This is a genomic window from Amycolatopsis sp. NPDC051758, assembly GCF_044453095.1.
In the GTDB taxonomy this organism is placed as follows: Bacteria; Actinomycetota; Actinomycetes; order Mycobacteriales; family Pseudonocardiaceae; genus Amycolatopsis.
In genome coordinates this window covers 191,542-213,129 of record NZ_JBITCJ010000001.1, presented here as the reverse complement: position 1 = coordinate 213,129, position 21,588 = coordinate 191,542, and the positions used below count along the sequence as shown (strand labels likewise).

Below are 21,588 nucleotides of genomic sequence, written 5' to 3'. Positions count from 1 at the left end.
GGTTAATTCCCGACACACTTGTCCACATGTGCGTAAGCCCTGTGGACAACTTGGGTACAGCCGGTGGACAACCCGGTCAGGCGGACGTGACCGCCGGGCGGGTCGAGCGGGCGGCCACCGCGGCCATGCCGGCCGTCAGCAGGTCGGCGACCGTGAACATCACCCGGGACGCCACCGCGAACGCCGTGGCCTGGCCGACCGTCAGGCCGCTGGCCGTCAGGACCGCCACCTGCGCCACCTCGCGGACCCCCACCCCGCTGGGGAGGATGAACGCGAACGTGCCCACGGTCATCGCCACCGCCATCGCGCCGACGCACAACACGAAGCCGCTGAAGCCCGGGGCGCCGACCGAGTTGGCCAGCAGCCACAGGTGGACCCCCTGGAGGCACCAGGCCGCCGTCGAGGCGCCGAAGACCTTGCCCACCACACGCCAGCTCAGCGGGTGCTGCAGCGGCGGGCGGCGCAGGATCCGCAGGACCAGCGACGTGCCCCAGGTCAGGATCTTCGGGTGCAGCATCGCCAGGCCGACCGGGATGAGCACGAACAGCCACAGCGCGCGCGGGCTGTTGCTGAACACCGCCGGGGCCGCCAGCAGCGACACGACCAGCGCCGACACCACGCCGACACCGAGCTGGATCAGCGAGCCGGTGAAGATCCGGGCGCGGGCCAGGCCCGCCTTGCGGCCCAGCTCCATCTGCAGCAGGTACGCCCAGACCGAGCCCGGCACGTACTTGCCCAGCGAGCCGACCAGGCAGATCTGCGCGCCCCGGGCGTACCCGATCGGCTTGCCCAGGTCGTCGACCATCACCTGCCAGCCCCAGGTCGACACCATGATCGCGGCGACCAGCGCAACGAGGCTCAGCAGCGACGACTGCCAGGCGACGTCGCTCAGGGTGTGCCAGAACTCGCCCCAGTTCGACGCGAGCTGCTTCGCCGCGAAGCCGATGACCAGCAGGATCGCGACCCACCGGACGACGTCGAGGATCTTCGCCTTGGTGGACTTCGGCTGCTTTTTGGCAGCCGGCGTCTCCCATTCAGGCGACTCCAGTGTCGTCATCGGCGCATCTCCTCAGGTCTGAGGCTTATTCTGGTTAGGCCGCCGCGGCCCGCCCGCATGGTGCTGATCACCGCAGAAGTCATGCGGCGGCCGACGGCTGAATAAGCCTCATTGCACGGTGACCAGGCGGCTGAACTCGGACAGCAGATCGTAACCGTCCCACACCGCGGAGAACGTCAGGGCGCTCCCGAACGGCACGATCCGGTCGACTCCGCGACCGGCCAGTTCGTACGCGAACGCCGTCAGCTCGTCGGCACTGAAGCCGAACTGGCCGACCGTCTGGTCCTTCCGGAGGACGATCGGCACCAGATCGGACAAAGAGGACACGTGGGCGTTGGCGAAGGTGCCGGCGCCGAGCCACTCGCGCGGCATGATCGCCGGATCAGTCAGCTCCAGAGTGGCCAGGCCGTTGCCGTCGAACGCGATCTCCTTGACCAGCCCGTCGACCGCCGCGCCGTACGCCGAGACGCGCTTCTGGACCGCCATCGCCGGCTCGGTGACGTGCTGTTTCGTCTTCAGCACTTCGGCCAGCAGGGTGCGGAACTCGCTCCCCGCGGCCTGCGCGCCGGACTCGTCGCCGACCCAGAACACCGCGCGGGGGGACGAGCAGGCGGCCTGATCGAACCAGTACGAGTCGTTGTAGAAGCCCTCGGCGGCCGCGCGGCGCTCCGCTTCGGACGCTCGCTGCCAGCCCGCCACCGAGGCGACGGCGAACGACGAGCGATCCGGGAACGTCAGGTCACGCGCGTGCGGCGCGAGCGGGTACTTGCGCAGGGCCGCGACCGAGCCGTCGCCGCCCCAGATGACACGCAGGTCGGCGGCGAGCGACAGGGCGCCGCTCACCTCGTCGCTGCGGTCGTAGGTGACCATGCGCTGGGTGGCGGTGATGGCCGCTGCCGTATCGGGGTCCACTTCGGACAGTGCAGCGTTCAGCGCTTCCAGCACCGCCTCGGCGGCACCGGCCGAGCGCGACGACACCCGGACGACGTTGTGGTTGCCCGCCAGCGCGGACAGCGCCCACGAGTAGACGAAGATCGTGTCGACGTTGGCCGGCGGCACGTGGAACACCAGCCCGCGCGGGAACCGCAGCGCGCCACCACTGGTGTCCAAAGTGGACAATGCCTTGGCGATCTCACCCTTGCGCAGGAAGAAGCCGAGGGACGCCAGCTCCGGGAACCGGCGCGCGGTGGCCGGGGCCAGCAGTTTGCGCGCGAACTTCGTGACGAACTCGACAACCCGCGGGTCGCCGACGCGCAACCGGCCGCCGGGCGGCTCGGCGCGCAGCTCGTCGACCAGGTCGCCGGCCTCGATCCCGGAAGAAGCGGGGAAACGCTGGGTCAGAGTGGTCACGCCGCCGCTCCCGAGAAGGTGTCCGAGCAGCCGCGGGCCTCGGCCTTCGGCAGCCGTCCGAGCACGGAGAAGTGCTTGCCGGGCCAGTCACCGTCGTCGATCCCGTTGTACACGCCGAGATCTTCGGTGAGCAGCACGTGGCCGGGGTAGGACCGCGGCAGCGTCGAGACGACCTCGATCACGCCCGGCTCGCCGACCGGCTGCTCTTCCCACGTCTCCGGGTTGCGGATCACGACGTCGGCGAAGTCCGGGCAGTACAGCGAGTTCCCGGACGGGCCCTCGAGGAACACGGTGCCGATCTGCTCGATCATCCCGTAGTAGTTGTGGATCCGGGTGAGCCCGGTGTCCTCCTTGAAGCGCCGCCGGAACTCGGTGTTGTCCACCGCGCGGTCGATCAGCTTCTTCCAGCCACCGGAGTGGATGAGGATGCCGTTCGAGAGGTCGAGCCCGTTGTCCCGCGCGACCTCGTAGAGATACTGCCAGACCATGAACGTGAAGCCGAAGATCAGGAACGGCTTGTCGCCGTACTCGGCCAGGAACTTCTTGACGGCCTCGACGTCCGGCTGGTCGTTCTCGTCGAGCACGTACGTGTGCTTACGACCGAAGTTCGCCATGCCCAGCACACCCGCGCCGCGCGCGGAGAACGAGCGGCGGTTCTTGATGATGCCGATGGTGTCGACCATCAGCATCGGCAGCCGCTCACCGCCGAGAACCTCCTGCAGGGTCGCGCCGAGCTGCTTGGTCTGCGCGCCCGCCGCCTCCTTGTCCAGGTAGATCCGCGACGCGCCGGCGCCGGTGGTGCCGGAGGAGGTGAGGGTCTTGAACACCTCGCTGTCCGGCACGGACTTCAGGTCGTGTGTCTTGAACATCCGCACCGGCAGCCACGGCAGGTCGGCGATCGTGGCAAAGGACGCGTCCGGCGCGATTCCGAGCGACGACAGGATCCGCTCGTAGCCTTCGGAGTTCGCCCGATGGTGTGCAGTGAGGGCGGCGAGCTCAGGCAGCAGCAACGCCTCCCGGTCGGCCTGCGACCGAGTGAACACGCTCATACCTTCGCCTCCAATGACCGGTAGTCGATCTTGCCGCTGGCCAGCAGCGGCACGGTGTCGATCGGGCGCACGTCGAACCCGCTGGCGTGCAGGTGCAGCCGCTCGGCCAGCGCCCTCGACGCGTCCTTGCAGATGGCTTTGTCAACACCCTCCGCGAACAGCACGACCTTGTCGCCGGCGGGCACCGCCGCCACGACGTCGATGCCGACCGCCGCCGTGCGGGCCGCCTGCTCGAGGTCGTCGAGGCTGACGCGGTTGCCGAAGACCTTGCCGATGCGCTTGAGCCGGCCGGTGATGAACAGGAACCCCTCTTCGTCGAGGTACCCGAGGTCACCGGTGGCCAGCACGCCGCCGTATTCGTCACCCTTGGCCAGGCCGGACTCGTCGTCCGCGTAACCCAGCATCACATTGGGCCCACGGTAGACGACCTCACCGACAATTTTCGGGTGTGTGGTCTCCGACCCGTCGTCCCGGCGGACGGCGAACTTGCCTCCTGGCAGCGCCGGCCCGGCGGAACCGAGCTTTTCGGCCAGCCGCTCGGCGGGCACCGTCGTCATCCGCGGCGCGGCCTCGGTCTGGCCGTACATGACGTACATCCGGCCGCCGACGGCCAGCATCTTGTTGTTGAACTCGGCGATCAGGTCGTCGCGCAGCTTCCCGCCGGCCTGCGTCAGCGTGCGCAGCGTCGGGTACTTCGCGGGGTCGAACTTGAGCCGCCGCAGCATTTCGTAGTGGTACGGGACGCCCGAGAGGGACGTGACGCCGTAGGTGTTCACGGCGTCCCAGAAGCCGCGGCCGAGCACGCCGGACGGCTCGATGACGACGGTCGCGTCGCGCACCAGGTGCGAGTTCAGCACCGACAGGCCGTAGCTGTAGTGCAGCGGCAGGCAGGTGGGCGCGACCTCGTCGGAGGTGATGTGCAGCACCTGCGCGATGGCGTCGGCGTTGGCGAGGATCGCCTGGCGCGAGAGCCGGACGAGCTTGGGATTGCCGGTGGATCCGCTGGTCGGGAGCAGCACGGCCAGGTCGGGGTGCGGCGGGACACCTTCGGCGGAGTCGCGGATCCAGTCGTCGCCCCGGGTCGTGTACCCGGCAGGCGCGTCGCCCGAAGCGGACAGCACGGCCGCCGGTCGGAAGCGTTCGACGAGTCCGGCCAGCACGTCGGCGTCCAGCGCGGGGTCGATCAGCGCGATCGCCCGGCCGGATTCGAACGCGCCGAGGTAGGTCAGCACGCTCGGCAGGTCCACCGACATCCGCGCGAACACCACGCCGGTCGGCAGCGACGCCAGCTCTTCCATCCGGCGGCCGACCTCGGCCGACAGTTCCGCGCCCGCCAGCGTGCGGCCCCCGGCCACATCGACCAGCCGGGCTCCCGCACCCAACAGCGTCACAGCACCAAGCCTCCGTCGACGCCCAGCACCTGGCCGGTGATGAAGGACGCTTCATCACTCACCAGGAACCGGATCGCGTTCGCCACGTCTTCCGCCCGGCCGAGCCGGCCGAGCGGCGTCTTGCCGGTGTTCTCCGCCTTCGCGTCCTCGCTCAGGCCCGCGGTCAGGTCGGTCTCGATGACGCCGGGCGCGACCGCGTTGACCCGGATGCCGGACCGGCCGAGTTCCTTCGCGGCCGAGCGTGCGATGTTCGCCACTGCCGCCTTCGACGCCGCGTACACCGTCTGACCAGCACTTCCGTGTTCGCCGACGATCGACGCGAGCACCACGATCGAGCCGGTCTTCTTGCGCATCATCGCCCGGGCCGCGGCCTGGACGGTGTGCAGCGTGCCGGCGACGTTCGTGCTCAGCGTGGTGTCGACGAGCTCCTCGCGGATCATCCCGAGGAGCGCGTCCTCCATGATCCCGGCGTTGGCGACCACGATGTCGAGCTTGCCGTGCTCCTTCGCGACGCCCCTGACCAGCGAAGACACCGCCTTCGCGTCGGTGACGTCCAGCGCGAGCCCGGCCGCGGCACCAGCCGCCGAAGCGGCTTCCTTGGCGCGAGCCTCGTCGCGGCCGGTGAGCACCACCGTCGCGCCCGCCTCGGCGAGCGCGCGCACGGTGGCCAGGCCGATCCCCCGCGTCCCGCCGGTGACGAGCGCGACGCGACCTGCCAGATCAGTCATTCTTCGACTGCAGCTCGGTCACCATGTCCACGGCGACCTTGAAGCTCGACATGTCGATCACCTGGTCGGTGTCGAACTCGACGTCGAACTCGTCCTCGATGGCCGCGACCAGCGCCATGTGGCCGACCGAGTCCCACGCCTCGAGGTCGCGGTACTTCAGGTTCTCGACGTCCACGTCGCCGTCGAGGTCCAACGCCTCGACGAAGACCTCACGCAGCTTGGGGGCGACTTCCGACATCAGACAGCTCCTAGTGCTCTTCGCGCGGGCGGGCGTCCCACGCCTTTACCAAGGTAGAGAGTTCCGCGGGCAGCGTGTTGTCCGGGAGCCCCGCCTTCCCCTTCAGCCACGGCCCGAGCGCCTCGATGGTCTCCTCGTCGAGGCCGCGGCGGGACAGGCCCACGACGTTGATGCCGGTGACGCGCGCCGGGTTGCCGACGGCGATGGTGAACGCGCCGATCTCGCGCCGCACCGCCGAGCCCATCCCGATCATCGCGCCCGGCCCGATCACGACCTTCTGGTGCAGGATCGCGCCCATGCCCAGGTTGGCGCCGTCCCAGATGTGGCAGTGGCCGCCGGTGACGGCGTTGGAGGCGATCGTCACGCCGTCGCCGACCAGGCAGTCGTGCGCGATGTGGGAGTTGCGGAGGAAGTAACCGTCGCTGCCGACCGTCGTCGTCCGCCAGGTCCCTTGGTGGACACTCACGTACTCGCGGATCCGGTTGCGGCTGCCGATGACGACCCCGTGGCCGTCGTGATCCGCGTCACCGGCCGGAGCGTCTTCCCAGGCCGCCGGGTGGGGCCGGCCGCGGTCCTCGCCGGGCGTGCCGATCGTCACGTGCGGGCCGATCCAGTTGCCGTCGCCGATCCGCGTCGGGCCCACGACGACGGCGAACGGGCCGATCACGTTGTCCTCGCCGATTTCGACGCCTTCACCGAGGACGGCGGTCGGGTGGATGCGGTTGGCCACGGGCGGGTATCCGTTCGTCGGCGGCTGGGTACTGGGCGTGCTACCGCGCCCGGTAACGTGTGGCCCGCGTTCATGCAGGGCGGCCGGGCGCAGAACCGGCGGCTCACTGTACCGGACGCGCCGAAATCGCCTGCCGAGAGAGACTGCCCATGATCCCCATCACCGTGGTCGACGTCCGCGACGCGGAGGACCTCGTCGTCGAGGTCCTGCGTTCCGGCGCCATCGCACAGGGACCGATGGTCAAGCGCTTCGAAGACGCCTTTGCGGCGGTCTCCGGGACGAAGCACGCGATCGCGGTCAACAACGGGACCACCGCACTGGTCGCCGCGCTCCAGGTCCTCGACCTGAAGCCGGGCGACGAGGTCGTGACGTCGCCGTTCACCTTCGTCGCGACGCTGAACGCGATCCTCGAAGCCGGCGCGACCGTCCGCTTCGCCGACATCCGGCGCGACGACTTCGCGATCGACCCGGACGCCGTCGCCGCGGCGGTGACCGATCGCACCAAGGTGCTCATGCCGGTGCACCTCTACGGCCAGACCGCGGACATGGGCAAGCTCGCGCCCCTCGCGGCCGAGCACGGGCTCAAGGTGATCGAGGACTCCGCGCAGGCCGTCGGCGCGTCGTTCGAGGGCAAGCAGGCCGGCTCGTTCGGCATCGGCTGCTTCTCGCTGTACGCGACGAAGAACATCACCACCGCCGAGGGCGGCGTCATCACGACGGACGACGACGCGCTGGCCGACAAGCTGCGCGTGCTGCGCAACCAGGGCATGCGCGCCCGCTACCAGTACGAGGTCGCCGGGCACAACTACCGGATGACCGACCTGCACGCGGCCGTCGGCATCCCGCAGCTGGCGAAGCTCGACCAGCTGACCGCCGCCCGCCAGGCCAACGCGAAGCGGCTCTCGGAGGGCCTCGCGGGCACGCCGGGTCTCGAGGTGCCGAAGGTCCTGCCGGGCCGCGAGCACGTCTGGCACCAGTACACCGTGCTGGTCGGGCCGCACGCGTTCCTCTCGCGCGACGAGCTGGCGGCGGCGCTCACCGAGCGCGGCATCGGCAACGGCATCTACTACCCCAAGATCGTCTTCGACTACGACTGCTACTCCGGTCACGACCTGATCCCGGGTGCGCGCGTCGAGGACTTCCCGGTCGCGAAGGCCGTTTCGGAGCAGGCCGTTTCGCTGCCGGTGCACCCGCACCTGACCGAGTCCGACCTGGACACCATCATCGAAACCGTTCGCGAGGTACTGGGCGCATGACGCATCGGATCGCTCTTGTCGGGACCGGGAACATGGGTTCCCTCCACGCCCGTGTGCTCGCCGCCAACGAGCGGGTCGACCTGGTCCGCGTGATCGATCCGCGCGAAGCGGCGGGCAAGGCCGTCGCCGAACGGTACGAGACGAAGTGGACGCCGGAGATCGGCTCACTGTCCGATGTGGACGCCGTCGTGCTGGCCTCGGCCACCGAGGTGCACTACGACCTGGCCCAGGAGATCCTCGGCCAGGGCAAGCCGATGCTGGTGGAAAAGCCGGTGTGCAACAGCTTCGAGCGGTCGCAGGAGATCGTCGCGCTGTCGAAGAAGCAGGACGTGCCGCTGATGTGCGGGCTGCTCGAGCGCTACAACCCCGCCGTGATGACCGCGCGGGCGCTGGTCCAGGAGCCGATCCACCTGATGGCCCGCCGCCACGGCCCGTACGCGCCGCGCATCAAGACCGGCGTCGCGTGGGACCTGCTGGTGCACGACGTCGACCTGGCGATCCAGTTCTTCGGCGGCGCGACGCCGGCCCGCGTGACGTCCGGCGCGGGCTACTTCCACCCGCAGTCGGTCGAGGGCGCCGAGGACACCATCGAGACGGTGCTGTCGTTCCCGACCGGCCTGGCCACGGTTTCGGCGTCCCGCCTGGGGCAGAAGAAGGTCCGCTCGCTGGTCGTGTCCGAACTGGACCGCCTGATCGAGATCGACCTGCTGCGCCGCGACGTCACGATCTACCGGCACATCTCGCACGACTCCGTCACCCCGGACGGCCTCGGCTACCGGCAGCAAACGGTGATCGAGATCCCGGAGCTCGTCACGGCGCGCGAGCCGCTGGCCACCCAGCTGGACCGCTTCTGCGACCTGCTGGAAGGCAAGATCGACGCCGAGACCGAGCGGGATCTGATCCTGCCTTCGCACCACGTCGTCGAGCAGGTCCTCACGCAGGCCGCCGCCTGACGGTCGTGTGCCACGCCACCAGCCGGCGCCGGGTTTCCCCGGGGTAGTCCCCGAACCCGGCCCCGGCGGCCGGCCGGCGTGAGCCGCTGTCGGTGACGACCCGGACGCCGCTGGAGACCTGCACTAAGTCGTCGATCGCCGTCGCGGCGACGGTGAAGTCGCGGAAGTACCCGCGGTTGACCAACCCGCCGGCTGCGAGTGCAGCGTCTCCAGCACCGGCAGGCCCTGCGGGCAGAGCTGTCTCGCGGCACCCGCTGTTGAACCTTGATTGACCGGCCTGAATGGCAGGCAAATGGCATGACCAGCGGCACACCCAGCCCCCCCCCGCCACCCCGATACGAAGCCAGCACGCGGCCGGTAGTGCCGGGTCAAGGCACGCTTTCCCGCCTTGACGCGGTGCTGCCGGCCGTTGTCACAATCCGGCTTCGGGGTGGGTCGGCGGCCACTTCTCGGGCTGCGCAAGCGTAGTTGGCCTCCGTGCACAGGAAGGCTGGAGCGGCCTGTGACCGGTAGCAGGGCAATCCGTGTGGTGTCCATTCATACGGCGTGGCGTCCATAGGATCAACGCTAGAGACTCCGAAGACCACCGCGGCGACTTCGCCGTCCTCTTCAACGGCGTAGTTCCCGTGCCCACCGCGAAAAGCAGCAGCCAGCCGCTCGGCGCGATCAGTGCCAGGAACCCCGCATACGCGAGGTGAGCCCCGCTGCTGCTCACACGCGCCGCCATCGGCACAGCATGCCGAGCAGTGGCGGACCCGCTAGCTGACCGGCACCGGGAAGGCCGCCGGGCTTCGGCGGCCGTCCGGGCCCACCGCGCGGACGGCGAAGAAGACGTTGTCCTTCGACAGGTCGATCTTCGCCGTCAGCGCCGGGCCGACGTTGATGGTGTGGGTCCAGTCCGGGGCCGTCGTCTCGCGCCAGACGACCTCGTAACTCGACGCGCCCGGCGTCGCGTCCCACAGCAGCTCCGAGTCGTTCGTCAGCGCCGCCGTGCGGATCTTCACGCCCTTCGGGGTGCCCGGCGCCGTCGCCAGTGACCACAGCGCCGCGCCGTTCACGCGCGCGACGCGGGTGATGAACGGGAAGTCGCAGAACTGCGGCAGGTCCCCGATCTGGACGCCGTTCTCCACGCGGACGTTCTGGTGCTGGTGCGCGAAGTCCTCGGCCGGCTCGGTGAACCGCGCCGCGGGGTAACCCTGCTCGAGGAACCCGATGTGGTCACCGCCGCGCAGGTAGCGGTCACGGCGGTAGATCACGCGGACCGTCATGCCGGTCGCATCGTTCTCCGCCACCGACTTCACGAACCGCGCGAGCTGCCGCGGCGGCGAGTCGTTCTCCCCGCCGATGCTGCGGCGCAGGTTCGCCTCCGCCGGTGTCTCCGCGGTCGGGACACCCTCGGCGAACAGGCGGATCGTCGACGGGTCCCGCGTGCCGTCGTCGGCGCGGCTGGAGCCGACGATGTCGTCGGTGAACATCGCCTGGACGTCGGTGCCGGCCGCCTTGAACTGCTGCGCCATGTACCGCGAGCCGTAGAGGCCCTGTTCTTCGCCCGCGACGGCCGCGAAGACGATCGTGGCGGCCGGTTGCCGGGTCGACAGCACTCGCGCCAGCTCCAGGGAAACCGCGACACCCGAGGCGTCGTCGTCCGCCCCCGGCGCGTCGCTGGTGAAGTCCATGACGTCGGAGCAGCGCGAGTCGTAGTGCCCCGAAACGACGTACACGCGGCCGGGATCGGTGGACCCGCGCAGCGTCGCGACGACGTTGGTGATCTTCGTCGGCACCGGGATCCGGTCGGCGGGCGGCTGGACGTAGGACTGCAGCTCAACGCTCATCCGGCCCCCGGAAGCGGCCGCGACCTGCTGGAACTGCGCGAAGAGCCAGTCGCGGGCCGCGCCGATGCCACGCACCGGGTCGTCCTGCGACGAGAGCGTGTGCCGGGTGCCGAACGCGGCCAGCCGCCGGACGGTGGCCTCGATCCGGCGTTCGTCGACCTGCCGCAGCAACGCCCGCAGCTCCGGGCCGGGCGGCTGCGGCCGGACCGGGCCGCCGGGGCCGCGGTCACCGAGTTCGGCGGCGCCCGCCGGGACACCCGCCGCGGAGGCCACGCCGAGAGCGGCGGTGGCGGTGAGGAACGCTCGTCGAGAGGTCACCGTTCACGTCTTACGCCCGCGCCCCACCGGCGTGTACCGCCGACCGGACGCCCGGCTACTTGGTGAGCCGTTTGCCGTTCGCGTCGTAGGCGACCAGCGGGGTCAGCGCGCCGGAGTCGGGGACCTCGGTGCGGTCGAACCAGAAGAAGACCACGTTCGGGTCTTCGGTCCACTTCGCGAGGTTCGCCTCGACGGTCTTGCCCTTCACCGTCGTCGTGATGCGCGCGACCGGCCCGGCGAAGTAGCCGAAGACCGGGATGACCTGGTCGTTGACGAGCTCGCCGCCGTCGGTGGCGTGGAAGCCGAACGACCGGTCGGAGCCGCGGACCTCGTTCGTCGCCAGCGCACCCTGCAACGACGTCCCGGAGCGGAACCCGGCCACCAGGCCGAAGTGGATGTCCGGGAGCAGCCGCGGCTCGTCGACGGCCCGCGCGAAGAGGACGATCTCGCCGGCACCGGTCTGGATGCCGGTGCCGACGACGTCGCCGAGCGGCACCGACTGTGGCGACCCGGTGGTGGTCGTCGGCGGTGTAGTGACCGAGATCGACGGCGGCTGCGCGACCGGCGCCGGCGCGGGCTGCCGCAGCTGGACGGCGAACACGACCACCAGCACGACAACGGCCGCGGCGGCGACCCCGGCGGTGCTCTGCAGCACGCGGCGCCGGCGTCGGATGCGGGTGCCGTCGGCCATGATCTTGGCCAGGTCCGGCTCGGCGAAGGGCTCACCCGGCGGCCGGCGGAGCGCGGCACGGAAGTCGTCGAGGTCGTTCATCGCCCGCTCCCTCCGATCAGCGTGTCTTCGGTGCCCGCTTCGATCCGCAGCTTGGCCAGCGCCCGCGAGTTCGTGCTCTTCACGGTACCCAGCGAAACGCCGAGTTCACGGGCCACGTCGGCTTCCGGCAGGTCGAAGAAGTGGCGGAGCACCACGACGGCGCGTTCGCGGGCGGTCAGCGTCTTGAGCACCGCGGTGAGCCACGCGCGCTGGGTGACGGCCTTGTCGACGTCGAGGCGGTCCTGCTGCTCGGGCATCGCCTCGGTGGCGTACTCGCGGATCGGGCGCCGCCAGCCGTCGATGACGTGGTTCATCAGGACGGTGCGGGCGTACCCGTAGGCGTCCTTGTGCCGGACGCGCGACCACGCCGCGTACGTGCGGGTGAAGGCGGTCTGGGCGGCGTCCTCGGCCTGGTGGCGGTCACCGGTGAGCAGGTAGGCGGCGTGGGTGAGCCGAGCCGACGACGCGCGGACGAACTCCGCGAACTCGTCGTCACCGCGCGCCATGCCCACCCCGTTTCCTTCTCCCCCAGCGACGGCCGGGCCGCGGAAAGGTTGCTCTCAACCTTTCCGAGCGTACGCCCGTAGTTCCCTCCGGACGATCTTGCGACTGAGGGAGGAACCATGAAGAAACGCCTCGTCATCGCCGGTGCGGTGACCGCCGCGTGCGGTGCGCTGGTGGTGTCCGGCGTCCTGACCGTGGCGAACGCCGAGACCGCGCCGGTCGCGGTGGCGGCGGCGCCGGTTGCCGCAGCGCCGGTTTCGCCGCCGCCGACCCGGGTCGCCGCGCCCGACCACGAGGTGCTGGGCGACGTCATCCCGTCGGGCCTCGGCGACCTGGTGTTCTACGGCGTGAAGGTGCAGGAGCCGCGCCTTCCGCAGACGACGTTCGGCATCATGGCCGGGACGCGGGACGCCGGCGGCCTGAAGGACCTCGTCATCGCGAACGAGACGAACGGGTCCGACAGGGCGGCCGGTTTTCACGCGGTGACCGGCGGCCTGAACGCCGACGGCCAGGACGTGCCGAGCTTCGGGTACTACTACGGCCCGGCCGCGAAGATCACGGCGCAGTCCGGGGTTGCGCACCAGGCGCAGTGGAGCGTGGACCCGAACGTCGTGGTGTTCTGGTTCGATTCGGGTGTCGCGGAGCCGGAGGGCCTGAAGGCCTTCGACGCGGCGGGCGCCGAGCTTCCAACGGGTGACACCGGAGTGGGACACGGCTGAAACGTTGCGTAACCGATATCCTGCGTTCAGTTACCGAGCGCTAGATTACTTCCGGTGCGCATCCCAGGGGGAATCTTCGCCGCCGCATGCCTGCTGACCTGCGTCACAGCGTGTTCGGGCGGCTCCACGACGGCGGCGCCGGCGATCACGTCGGCGCCGCCGTCATCCACTTCGGTGAGCAAGCCGAAGCCGGCCACCACCGCACCGCCTGCTTTTGCACCGGCCGTCTCGCCGGCGAAGGTGACCGGGGCGTGCCCGTTCCTCGGGAACGCCGAGTTCGCGCAGGTGCTGGGCACCGCGTGGAACGTGCGGGAGCCCAGTGAGATGCCGCCCGAGCCGATCGGCCCCGGCAAGGCGTTCCGCTGCTCCTACGCGTTCGGCGAGCTGTACGTCCTGGCGGTGGCGGGCAGCAAGTCGGCGAGCTCGATGGTGAAGCAGCTGCAGTCGGAGTGCGACGACCCGGCAAAGCCGGTGCCGGGCGCCGGTGAGACCGCGAGCTACTGCTACGGCTCGGGCGCCAGTTCGCTGGTGTTCGTCGCCAAGCACGCCCACGGCCAGCTGCGGGTGGCCGAGATCGAGATGGGCCGCAGCCGCGCCGACGTCTGCGAATCCCTGGCGAAGCTGCTCGGCGACCGGCTCTGAGCTACTCCGAGAAGTCCCCGGACGGCGCACCCCAGCCGGAAGCGTCGCCGCCGCGTTCCTCGGCCAGGGCGCGGCGGCGGGCGTTCTCCGCCTGCACCCGGTCCACTTCGGACTGGATGTACTCCTCGTCGTACCGCTGGAAAACCCGAGCCGGATTACCCGCCACCAGCGTCCGCGGCGGGACGTCCTTGGCCACCACCGAGTTCGGCTGCACCGTGGCGAAGTCACCGATCGTCACGCCGGCCATGATGACCACCAGGCCGCCGATAAAGCAGCCTTTGCCGATCTTGACCGGCTTGCGCTCGATCAGGTCGCTGCCCGAATGGTTCTGCAGCGTCATGTTCGCGAGCCAGCTCGAGTGCGTGAAGATCAGCGTGTTCAGCCCGATGCTGGTGTGCTCGCCGATCTCCAGGCCGCCGCTCGCGTCGAGCGCCGCGCCTTCGCCGATCCAGCAGTGGTCGCCCATCTTGAGGTTTTCCGGGCTGATGATCTTGACGCGCTCGCGCACGCGGCACGTCGAGGGCAGCCCGTAGAACTGCGCCCGCTCGGCGTCGTTCATGTACTGCGAGACGAGCTCGGTCAGGATCTGCGGGCGCAGCTTGTGGCTGCGCTCGTCATCGAAGAACATGGGCGTCCGACACCAGCTTCTCGAAGGTCCGCAGGTGCTCCTCGGCGACCACGTCGAGGCCGAAGTTCGCCCGCACCATCTCGCTTTCGCGCTGCGCGATCTGCGCGCGCCGGTCCGGGTCGTCGAGCAGCTCGACCACCGTGCGCGCCACGGCTTCCGAGTCGTCCGGGCGGACCAGCAGCACGTTTTCGCCGTTGCGCAGCTCGATGCCGGGGTAGTTGTCCTCGGTGACCGACGCGATCGTCGCCGTGCCCGAGAGCATCGCCTCGAGCGACGCCGTGCCGCAGCCGCCGTTGAGGTCGTGCGTGACGATGTCCGCGGCCGCGAAGTACGCCGGGACGTCTTCCTTCGGCACCGCGCCGGTGACGACCAGCGCGTCCGAAACGCCCAGCTCAGCAGCACGCTTCAGGAACGCGTCGTGGTAGACGCGGCCGACGACGACCACCCGCACGCCGGGGTGCTTGTCCAAAATGGACGGCAGGGCCTCGATGAGCGGCAGCCGGTTCCGCAGCGGGATGACGTGCCCGAGCGAGACGATCAGCGGCGCGTCACCGATTTCGTGCTCCGCGCGGACGTCCTTCGTCACCGGCTTCGCGAAGTGGCCGGTGTCGACCGCGATCGGGAAGTACTCCGAATTCGCGTCACTCGTGCCGTAGCGGTCGACGCAGTAGTCGACGCCCAGCTTGTCGAGGATGACGTAGCGCGGCTTGATGTAGCTGAGGATCGGCCGCACCAGGACCGCGTCGAGCAGCCGGAACACGCCGCCGTACAGCTTGTTGTCGCTGATCAGGAGCGTGTGGATGGTCAGCAGCACCGGGATGTTCCGGCGCCGCGCGTAGATCCCGGCCAGCCACGACAGGTCGAAGAACTGGCCGTGCAGGTGGATCGCGTCCGGCTTGAACTCGTTCAGCAGCTTCCACAGCCGCCGCCAGTTGCCCGGCCGCAGCGACGCGAAGCTCATGTCGAAGTCGATCGACAGCCCGACCTGCGGCATCTTCGTCGCCGGGAGGCGCACGACGCGGTAACCGTCGCGCTCCTCCTCGGCGGGGGCGTCGGCGTACGCGGCCGTGATCGCCAGCACCTCGTGCCCGGCTTCGACGAACTGCGCCGCCAGCGACGCCGACATGTGCGCGCTCCCGCCCACCCGGGGCGGGAAGAAGTTGTTCACCACCGCGATGCGCATCGCACGTCCTTGGGCCGGCCCCGCGGTGGCATTCACTCGGATTCCTCGACCAGCTGCCGCATGCCCTCTTCGACCGTGATCCGCGGCTCCCAGCCGAGCACGTCGCGGGCGCGGGTGATGTCGGCGGCGCGCCGCGAGACCAGCACGTCACGCTCGTTGAACAGCGGCTCGACGTCGACGCCGACGGCCTCGATGAGGATCTTCGCCAGCGCGGCGATCGACGTGTCGATGCCGGTGCCGATGTTGATCGGCAGGTTCGCCTGCTCCGACTCCAGCGCCGCGACGACGGCCCGCGCCAGGTCCGTGACGTGCACGAAGTCCATCGACTGGTCACCGCGGCCGTCGATGATCGGTGGCTGGCCGGCGCGCAGGCGCTGGATGAAGTGGTTGATCACCGAGGTGTAGTACGCCTCGATCTTCTGGCCCGGGCCGTACACGTTGAAGAACCGCAACGCGTTCCAGGACAGGCCCTTCTGGCGCTCGTAGAAGCCGAGCATGTCCTCGCCCGCGCGCTTCGAGATGCAGTACGGCGTGAGCGGCTTGAGCTCGTCGTCCTCGTGCATCGGCAGGCGCTTGGGCTCGCCGTAGACCGACGCGGTCGACGCGAACACCAGGCGCTCGACACCTTCGTCGGCGGCCGCGGCGAACACGTTGTGGTTGCCGGTCATGTTGATGTCGAACGACTCGTGCGGGTCGGCGATCGACTTGTTGATCGAGACCGTGGCGAAGTGGATGACGTGCGTGCAGCCGCGCATGGCCTCGCGCACCGCGCCGCCGTAGCGGACGTCCTTCTCGACGAGCTCGACCTTGCCGGTGGCGACGAACTCGTTCACCCGCGCGCGGTCACCGCGGGTCATGTTGTCGAAGATGCGCACGGTGTAGCCGCCCTCGATGAGCAGCGGGATCACGTGCGCGGCGATGAACCCACCCGCCCCGGTGAAGAGCACCTTCTTGTCGGACACCAATTTCTCCTCGGTCGGCGGGTTCAAGACAGGGACTGCACGGCTTCGCGCACGACCTCGCCGACGCGCGCCACTTCGGCGTCCGTCAGGTTGGCGTGCATGGGGACCGCGAGCTGACGCGCGAACGCGTCGGCGGAGACGGGCAGCGGGGTCTGGGGCCCGTAGATCGGCTGGAGGTGCGAGGCGTAGGTGCCGAAGTTGCACTGGACACCCTGCTCGCGGATGCGCAGGGCGAGGGTGTCGCGGCTGACCTCCGGCGCGACCGTGAGCAGGTAGGCCTGCCACGGGTGTTCGCGATCGGACAGTTCGACCGGGACGGTCAGCGCGCCGACGTCCTCGAAGGCCTCGTGGTAGCGCTTCGCGACGGATCGGCGGGCGGCGAGGAGATCCGGCAGGCGGTCGAGCTGGACGTTCATGATCGCGGCCTGCACGTCCGACATGCGGAAGTTGTAGCCGAGCTCGTGGAACTCCGGGATCGGCAGCGTGTTCGAGCCTTCGCGGCTGATCGCCGGCTCGATGCCGTAGGTGTGCAGCTTGCGGGCGTGCGCGATGAGGTCCTCGCGGTCGGAGACGAGCGCGCCGCCCTCCCCGGCGGTGATGCCCTTGCGGCCGTGGAAGGAGAACGCGGCGAGGTCGGCGAGGCTGCCGGCCGGGCGCGTCTTGTACGTCGCGCCCGCGGCGCACGCGGCGTCCTCGAACAGCCAGAGGCCGTGCTTGTCGGCGATCGCGCGGTACTCGTCGAAGTCACCCGGCTGGCCCGCGACGTCGACGGCGAGGATGCCGACGGTCCGCGGGGTGATCAGCGTTTCGACGTGGGCCGGGTCGGCGCTGAAGACGTCCGGCCGGATGTCGGCGAACACCGGGGTCGCGCCGGCCTGCACCACGGCGTGGCCGGTGGCCGGGAACGTGTAGTCACCGACGATCACCTCGTCGCCGGGCTCGACCCCGAGGACCTTGAGGCCCAGGAAGAGCGCCGAGCCGCAGTTCGCGGTCGTCAACGCGTGGGCGGTGCCGGTGACCTGGGCGAACCGCTCTTCGAAACGACGGCACGCCGGGCCGGCGCCCGCCAGCCAGCCGGACCGGAAGACCTCGGCGACCGCGGCGAGCTCTTCTTCGCCCACCGTCGGCTGACCTAGGGCAATGCTGTCGAACGACATACCTCTCCCATTGCGTGGGGACCCGGCGAAGTGTATATACGCACGCTCAGCTGATTCACAGGCCCACGCCGAACCCCTCTTTCGTGTGACGCCCACCGCAGGTCAGAAGACGTCCTACGCTGGCCACATGCGATTCGGGGTGCTGGGGGCCGTCACCGCGTGGGGCCCGGACGGCACGCAGGTGGCGGTGGGCGGCCCGCGCTCGCGGACGCTGCTCGCGCTGCTCGCCCTCGAGGCCGGCCGGTTCGTCCCGGCCGAACGGCTGATCGACGGGATGTACGGCGAACACCCGCCGGACGGCGCGGCGAACGCCCTCCAGTCCCAAGTGTCCCGATTGCGGACGGCGCTGAAGGAACTGGCGCCGGTCGAGTTCACCGCGGCGGGGTACCGGCTCGTTGTCGAGCCGGACGAAGTGGACGTTCACGCCTTCGAACGTCTCATCCGCGAAGGCCGTGCGCTGCTGAAGAACGGGGAGCACACGCGGGCGGCGTCCATCTTGGGCGAAGCGCTGGCGTTGTGGCGCGGACCGGCGTTCAGCGACCTGGCCGACGCGCCGTTCGCGGCCGCCCAGGCCACCCGGCTCGACGAGCTGCGAGCCGACGCGGCGGACGACCACGTCGAGGCCCGGCTGGCGCTGGGCCAGGCCGAAGACGTTCTCGCCGGGCTGCGCGAGACCGTCGCCGCACAGCCGCTGCGGGAACGGCCGCGCGCACAGCTGGTCCGGGCGCTGGCCGCGGTGGGCCGCTCCGCCGACGCGCTGGCCGCGTTCGAAGACGCCCGCCGCACGCTGGCCGACGAGCTCGGCGCCGACCCGGGCCCGGAACTCGCCGAAGCGCACCTCGCCGTGCTTCGCGGCGAAACCGAGAAGCCGGTGATCTCGGCCCTGCCCGCGCAGCTGACCAGCTTCGTCGGCCGGGCGGACGAGCTGCGGCAGGTCGCTGAGCTGCTCGCGCGCAGCCGGCTGGTGACGCTGACCGGGCCGGGCGGCACCGGCAAGACGCGGCTGGCCGTCGAGGTCGCCGCGGCCGAAGCCGGACCGGTCGCGTTTGTCGAGCTCGCGCCGCAGGACGGTGCCGACGTCGCCCGCGCGGTGCTGGGGGCGCTGGGCCTCCGGGACGTGTCACTGCGGCGCGGTACCGCACAGGACCCCGTCGAACGGCTGGTCGCGGCGCTGAGCGACCGCACGACGCTGCTGGTGCTCGACAACTGCGAGCACGTCGTCGACGTCGCGGCCCGGCTGGCCGCGCGGCTGCTCGCCGCCTGCCCGGGGCTGCGGGTGCTGGCCACCAGCCGCGAACCGCTCGGCATCACGGGTGAGCAGCTGGCGCCGATCCCACGGCTGGCCGTCCCGCCGCCGGGGACGCCGGCCGCCGAGGCGTTGACGTATCCGGCGGTCCGGCTGTTCGCCGACCGCGCGGCCGCGAGTGACCCCGCGTTCACCGTCGACGAGTCGACCATCGGCGACGTCCAGCACATCTGCGCGGCCCTCGACGGCCTGCCGCTGGCTCTGGAGCTGGCCGCGGCGCGCGTCCGGGCGCTGGCCATCGGCGAGATCGCGACCCGCCTCGACGACCGGTTCCGGCTGCTGGGCCGCGGCAGCCGGACGGCCGAGGCGCGGCACCGCTCGCTGCGCGGCGTTGTCGAGTGGAGCTGGGACCTGCTCGGCGAGGAGGAACACGAACTCGCCCGGCGCCTGACGGTGTTCCCGGGCGGCGCGACACTCGCCGCGGCGGCCGAAGTCTGCGGCGCGGACGCGGACCTGGTGCTCGAGCTGGCGGACAAGTCGCTGGTCGAAGCGGTCGGCGGCCGGTTCCGGATGCTGGAGACGATCCGCGCGTTCGGCGCGGAAAAGCTCGCCGAAGCGGGCGAGACCGAGCAGTTCCACCGCGCGCACGCCGAGTACTTCCTGCGCTTCGCCGAAGAAGCCGACCCGATGCTGCGGACCGCGTCGCAGCTGGAGTGGCTGGACCGGATCGACGCCGAGTACGACAACCTCCTGGCGGCCCTGCGCTGGGCGACCGAGCACGACGTGGCGCTCGCGCTGCGGCTGGTGCCGTTGCTGGCGATGTACTGGTGGATGCGCGGGCGGCGGTTCGAGGGCGCCGGGCTGTCGCTGGCCGTGGTCTCCCGGTGCCCGCCGGAGGTGCGCGAGGAGTACGTCGAGGAGTTCCTCGTGTGTGTGCTCGGGGCGATGTCGGGGTCGGCGCACGAGTCGCTGGAGCAGTACCTGCCGCTCGTCCGGCGGTACGCGGCGGACGGCGACTGGTCACCCCGCAACCCGATGCTGGTGATGCTCCTGGGGGTGGTCGTCGGCCCGCCCGGCGACGACGCGGAGCTGGCCGGCCGCGGCGAGGGCCTGCTGGCCCAGGGCGACGCGTGGAGCTGGGCGCTCCTGCCGACGGGCATGGGCCTGCAGGCGATGATGAACGGCGACCTGACCGGCGCCGAAGAGGGCCTGCGCGAGGGCGCGACGCAGTTCCGCGCGCTCGGTGAGCGGTGGGGCCTGTCGATGGCGCTTGATCATTTGTCACAGCTGCTGACGTGGCGGGGTGAGCACGAGGCGGCGCTGCCGCTGATGGACGAAGCGCTCGGCCTGATGCACGAGATCGGCGCGACGGACGACGCCGCGGACCTCATCAGCCGCCGAGCCTGGGCACGCCTGTTGTCGGGCGACCGCGACGGCGCTCGTGTCGACTACGAGCTGGCGGTGTCAACGGCCCGCCGCACGGGGATGCCGGAGTCCCGCGCGGCGGCGTACATCGGGCTGGCGAACCTGGCCCGGTACGAAGGTGACTTGGCCGCTTCCCGCGCGTTGTGCGAGCGGGCCCTGGCGGAGTGCCCGGGCGGCTCGTTCGCAGCCGAGACGGCCCGCGCGGCGGCGATGATCTCGTTGGGCTGGCTGGCTTTGGACGAGGGCCGGGTGGCCGAGGCGGTTCAGCTGCATCGGACGGCGTTGCTGACCGGGCATCAGTGGCACGCGGGCGACTTGGTGGCGTTCGCGTTGGAGGGTCTCGCCGGGGCGGCGGAGTCGCCGGAGCAGGCGGCGGTGTTGTTGGGCGCGGCGGCGGGGGTTCGGGGGATCGCGATCAGCGGGGATCCGGATGTGACGTCGGTGCGGGGCCGGGTCGTCGAGTCGCTGGGGGCCGGTGGGTTCTCGCGGGCTTATGAGGCCGGGTTGGGGATGAGTGCGCAGAAGGCGCTGGAGCACTCGATCGAGGGAGAGGTGTCCGCGAGTTCGGACACGTAAATTGCGTGCATGCCGAGGACGAACACGGTCACCCCGCGATCGCGGACCCTGGCCGCATCGATCCGCGAGGTACGCAAGGAGACCGGCTCGGGCGTGCGAGAGCTCGCCCGCCGGATCGGGGTCCTTCCCCAGCTGCTCAGCCAATGGGAGTACGGCCACCGCACCCCACGGCTGGAGGACGTGACAGCCATCTTGGGCGCGCTCGGCGTGGTCGGTCATCGGAAGCAGCAGATCCTGACCCTCGCGAAAGGGGCCTCGGAGCCGGGCTGGATCACGTACGGCACACCCGGGATGCAGCTCGCGGCGGTGATCGAGTGCGAGAAAGCGGCCGGCTCGATCGTCGAGTGGTCGGCAATGGGCATTCCCGGCCTGCTCCAGACACCCGCGTACGCCCGCGCGCTCTTCGGCTCCTGGTCATCGTCCGAGCACGAAGTCGATCAGAAGGTGATGGTGCGGCTGGAGCGGCGCCGCATCATCGTCGGGAGTGAGCCGACTCCGTTCGAGGCTCTGATCGGCGAAGCGGCCCTTCGCGAACGTCTCGGCACTCCGGCCGTCATGGCGGAGCAGCTGCGCTTCCTCGCGGAGATCTCCGAGTTCCGCACGATCACGGTCCGGGTGGTCCCGGCGCGCTGCGGGTGGCATCCGGGAATCCCCGGGCCTTTCATCGTGTACTCGTTCCCGGACAAGAGCGCGGTGGTCTACTTCGAACACTTGAGTTCCGGCGCATTCGTGCCCGATGACCACGATGTGCGGAAATACCGCGCGGCTGTCAAGGGCATCCAAGCGGTCGCGATGAGCCCGGCAGAGTCCTCGAGCTTCCTCATCGGGCTGGCGGAAGAGGTCGATCGCGGCGAGGACTGGAGCTGAAAGCC

The 21,588-nt window shown here is 70.4% G+C and carries 21 protein-coding genes; 6 read left to right on the top strand and 15 right to left on the bottom strand.

All coding sequences use genetic code 11. The annotated features are described in order from the left end of the window. Positions 1 to 76: 76 nt before the first annotated feature. The 7 genes from ACIA5G_RS01075 to ACIA5G_RS01045 form a co-directional block, all read right to left on the bottom strand. On the bottom strand, positions 77 to 1,057 hold the full coding sequence (locus ACIA5G_RS01075) for a lysylphosphatidylglycerol synthase transmembrane domain-containing protein (protein ID WP_395920197.1): 981 nt from the start codon (positions 1,055 to 1,057) through the stop codon (positions 77 to 79). Positions 1,058 to 1,165: 108 nt separating this feature from the next. Further along, positions 1,166 to 2,407: an acyl-CoA reductase gene (locus ACIA5G_RS01070; protein ID WP_395920196.1), complete on the bottom strand. Its 1,242-nt coding sequence runs from the start codon at positions 2,405 to 2,407 to the stop codon at positions 1,166 to 1,168. After that, positions 2,404 to 3,456: an acyl-protein synthetase gene (locus ACIA5G_RS01065; RefSeq protein ID WP_395920195.1), complete on the bottom strand. Its 1,053-nt coding sequence runs from the start codon at positions 3,454 to 3,456 to the stop codon at positions 2,404 to 2,406. Before ACIA5G_RS01065 ends, ACIA5G_RS01070 begins: the two co-directional genes overlap by 4 nt. Then, a complete protein-coding gene (locus tag ACIA5G_RS01060) occupies positions 3,453 to 4,847 on the bottom strand; it encodes an AMP-binding protein (protein ID WP_395920194.1) in 1,395 nt (464 codons plus the stop codon). The genes ACIA5G_RS01065 and ACIA5G_RS01060 overlap by 4 nt, the downstream gene beginning before the upstream one ends. Beyond that, positions 4,844 to 5,575: an SDR family NAD(P)-dependent oxidoreductase gene (locus ACIA5G_RS01055; protein ID WP_395920193.1), complete on the bottom strand. Its 732-nt coding sequence runs from the start codon at positions 5,573 to 5,575 to the stop codon at positions 4,844 to 4,846. The genes ACIA5G_RS01060 and ACIA5G_RS01055 overlap by 4 nt, the downstream gene beginning before the upstream one ends. After that, positions 5,568 to 5,813 carry an acyl carrier protein gene (locus ACIA5G_RS01050; RefSeq protein WP_326945597.1) on the bottom strand — a complete coding sequence of 82 codons (246 nt, stop codon included), beginning with the start codon at positions 5,811 to 5,813 and terminating at the stop codon, positions 5,568 to 5,570. Before ACIA5G_RS01050 ends, ACIA5G_RS01055 begins: the two co-directional genes overlap by 8 nt. Positions 5,814 to 5,823: 10 nt before the next feature. Next, on the bottom strand, positions 5,824 to 6,543 hold the full coding sequence (locus tag ACIA5G_RS01045) for a UDP-N-acetylglucosamine acyltransferase (RefSeq protein ID WP_395920192.1): 720 nt from the start codon (positions 6,541 to 6,543) through the stop codon (positions 5,824 to 5,826). A gap of 149 nt (positions 6,544 to 6,692) precedes the next feature. Between ACIA5G_RS01045 and ACIA5G_RS01040 the strand changes: the two genes are divergently transcribed. Beyond that, complete coding sequence (locus ACIA5G_RS01040; protein WP_395920191.1) at positions 6,693 to 7,799, top strand: DegT/DnrJ/EryC1/StrS family aminotransferase; 1,107 nt, start codon at positions 6,693 to 6,695, stop codon at positions 7,797 to 7,799. After that, positions 7,796 to 8,752, top strand: coding sequence for a Gfo/Idh/MocA family protein (locus tag ACIA5G_RS01035; RefSeq protein WP_395920190.1), 957 nt, complete (start codon positions 7,796 to 7,798; stop codon positions 8,750 to 8,752). The genes ACIA5G_RS01040 and ACIA5G_RS01035 overlap by 4 nt, the downstream gene beginning before the upstream one ends. On the opposite strand, the gene ACIA5G_RS01030 is transcribed toward ACIA5G_RS01035, so the two are convergent. The 4 genes from ACIA5G_RS01030 to ACIA5G_RS01015 form a co-directional block, all read right to left on the bottom strand. Continuing rightward, positions 8,733 to 8,936 (bottom strand): hypothetical protein, encoded by a 204-nt coding sequence (locus ACIA5G_RS01030; RefSeq protein WP_395920189.1) that lies wholly within the window; start codon positions 8,934 to 8,936, stop codon positions 8,733 to 8,735. The genes ACIA5G_RS01035 and ACIA5G_RS01030 overlap by 20 nt on opposite strands. Before the next feature lie 574 nt (positions 8,937 to 9,510). Further along, the gene (locus tag ACIA5G_RS01025; RefSeq protein ID WP_395920188.1) at positions 9,511 to 10,902 is read right to left on the bottom strand and encodes a M20/M25/M40 family metallo-hydrolase; all 1,392 of its coding nucleotides are present in this window, start codon (positions 10,900 to 10,902) and stop codon (positions 9,511 to 9,513) included. Positions 10,903 to 10,957: 55 nt separating this feature from the next. Then, positions 10,958 to 11,674: a hypothetical protein gene (locus ACIA5G_RS01020; RefSeq protein ID WP_395920187.1), complete on the bottom strand. Its 717-nt coding sequence runs from the start codon at positions 11,672 to 11,674 to the stop codon at positions 10,958 to 10,960. Further along, on the bottom strand, positions 11,671 to 12,180 hold the full coding sequence (locus ACIA5G_RS01015) for a SigE family RNA polymerase sigma factor (protein WP_395921837.1): 510 nt from the start codon (positions 12,178 to 12,180) through the stop codon (positions 11,671 to 11,673). Before ACIA5G_RS01015 ends, ACIA5G_RS01020 begins: the two co-directional genes overlap by 4 nt. A 117-nt stretch (positions 12,181 to 12,297) precedes the next feature. Here ACIA5G_RS01015 and ACIA5G_RS01010 point away from each other — a divergent pair, with 117 nt between their 5' ends. Both ACIA5G_RS01010 and ACIA5G_RS01005 read left to right on the top strand, forming a co-directional pair. Continuing rightward, a complete protein-coding gene (locus ACIA5G_RS01010) occupies positions 12,298 to 12,897 on the top strand; it encodes a hypothetical protein (RefSeq protein WP_395920186.1) in 600 nt (199 codons plus the stop codon). 54 nt (positions 12,898 to 12,951) lie between these two features. Further along, positions 12,952 to 13,539, top strand: coding sequence for a hypothetical protein (locus ACIA5G_RS01005; protein WP_395920185.1), 588 nt, complete (start codon positions 12,952 to 12,954; stop codon positions 13,537 to 13,539). 1 nt (position 13,540) lies between these two features. Here ACIA5G_RS01005 and ACIA5G_RS01000 read toward each other — a convergent pair whose 3' ends face one another. The 4 genes from ACIA5G_RS01000 to ACIA5G_RS00985 are packed head-to-tail and all read right to left on the bottom strand — an operon-like array spanning position 13,541 to position 17,469. Further along, positions 13,541 to 14,167, bottom strand: coding sequence for an acyltransferase (locus ACIA5G_RS01000; protein ID WP_395920184.1), 627 nt, complete (start codon positions 14,165 to 14,167; stop codon positions 13,541 to 13,543). Continuing rightward, complete coding sequence (locus ACIA5G_RS00995) at positions 14,154 to 15,350, bottom strand: glycosyltransferase family 4 protein (protein WP_395920183.1); 1,197 nt, start codon at positions 15,348 to 15,350, stop codon at positions 14,154 to 14,156. Before ACIA5G_RS00995 ends, ACIA5G_RS01000 begins: the two co-directional genes overlap by 14 nt. 32 nt (positions 15,351 to 15,382) lie before the next feature. Beyond that, positions 15,383 to 16,312: an NAD-dependent epimerase/dehydratase family protein gene (locus tag ACIA5G_RS00990; RefSeq protein WP_395920182.1), complete on the bottom strand. Its 930-nt coding sequence runs from the start codon at positions 16,310 to 16,312 to the stop codon at positions 15,383 to 15,385. Positions 16,313 to 16,335: 23 nt separating this feature from the next. After that, a complete protein-coding gene (locus tag ACIA5G_RS00985; RefSeq protein ID WP_395920181.1) occupies positions 16,336 to 17,469 on the bottom strand; it encodes a DegT/DnrJ/EryC1/StrS family aminotransferase in 1,134 nt (377 codons plus the stop codon). 127 nt (positions 17,470 to 17,596) lie between these two features. Here ACIA5G_RS00985 and ACIA5G_RS00980 point away from each other — a divergent pair, with 127 nt between their 5' ends. After that, the gene (locus ACIA5G_RS00980; RefSeq protein ID WP_395920180.1) at positions 17,597 to 20,716 is read left to right on the top strand and encodes a BTAD domain-containing putative transcriptional regulator; all 3,120 of its coding nucleotides are present in this window, start codon (positions 17,597 to 17,599) and stop codon (positions 20,714 to 20,716) included. 9 nt (positions 20,717 to 20,725) lie between these two features. Continuing rightward, positions 20,726 to 21,583 carry a helix-turn-helix domain-containing protein gene (locus tag ACIA5G_RS00975; protein WP_395920179.1) on the top strand — a complete coding sequence of 286 codons (858 nt, stop codon included), beginning with the start codon at positions 20,726 to 20,728 and terminating at the stop codon, positions 21,581 to 21,583. The last annotated feature ends 5 nt before the right edge of the window (positions 21,584 to 21,588 follow it).

Excerpts from the sequence above, each read along its gene's own strand:
- ACIA5G_RS01040 (WP_395920191.1), top strand. The coding sequence starts at position 6,693 with ATGATCCCCATCACCGTGGTCGACGTCCGCGACGCGGAGGACCTCGTC.
- ACIA5G_RS01075 (WP_395920197.1), bottom strand. The coding sequence starts at position 1,057 with ATGACGACACTGGAGTCGCCTGAATGGGAGACGCCGGCTGCCAAAAAG.
- ACIA5G_RS00995 (WP_395920183.1), bottom strand. The coding sequence starts at position 15,350 with ATGCGCATCGCGGTGGTGAACAACTTCTTCCCGCCCCGGGTGGGCGGG.
- ACIA5G_RS00985 (WP_395920181.1), bottom strand. The coding sequence starts at position 17,469 with ATGTCGTTCGACAGCATTGCCCTAGGTCAGCCGACGGTGGGCGAAGAA.
- ACIA5G_RS01015 (WP_395921837.1), bottom strand. The coding sequence starts at position 12,180 with ATGGCGCGCGGTGACGACGAGTTCGCGGAGTTCGTCCGCGCGTCGTCG.
- ACIA5G_RS01035 (WP_395920190.1), top strand. The coding sequence starts at position 7,796 with ATGACGCATCGGATCGCTCTTGTCGGGACCGGGAACATGGGTTCCCTC.
- ACIA5G_RS01065 (WP_395920195.1), bottom strand. The coding sequence starts at position 3,456 with ATGAGCGTGTTCACTCGGTCGCAGGCCGACCGGGAGGCGTTGCTGCTG.
- ACIA5G_RS01055 (WP_395920193.1), bottom strand. The coding sequence starts at position 5,575 with ATGACTGATCTGGCAGGTCGCGTCGCGCTCGTCACCGGCGGGACGCGG.
- ACIA5G_RS00975 (WP_395920179.1), top strand. The coding sequence starts at position 20,726 with ATGCCGAGGACGAACACGGTCACCCCGCGATCGCGGACCCTGGCCGCA.
- ACIA5G_RS00980 (WP_395920180.1), top strand. The coding sequence starts at position 17,597 with ATGCGATTCGGGGTGCTGGGGGCCGTCACCGCGTGGGGCCCGGACGGC.
- ACIA5G_RS01010 (WP_395920186.1), top strand. The coding sequence starts at position 12,298 with ATGAAGAAACGCCTCGTCATCGCCGGTGCGGTGACCGCCGCGTGCGGT.
- ACIA5G_RS01050 (WP_326945597.1), bottom strand. The coding sequence starts at position 5,813 with ATGTCGGAAGTCGCCCCCAAGCTGCGTGAGGTCTTCGTCGAGGCGTTG.
- ACIA5G_RS01000 (WP_395920184.1), bottom strand. The coding sequence starts at position 14,167 with ATGTTCTTCGATGACGAGCGCAGCCACAAGCTGCGCCCGCAGATCCTG.
- ACIA5G_RS01020 (WP_395920187.1), bottom strand. The coding sequence starts at position 11,674 with ATGAACGACCTCGACGACTTCCGTGCCGCGCTCCGCCGGCCGCCGGGT.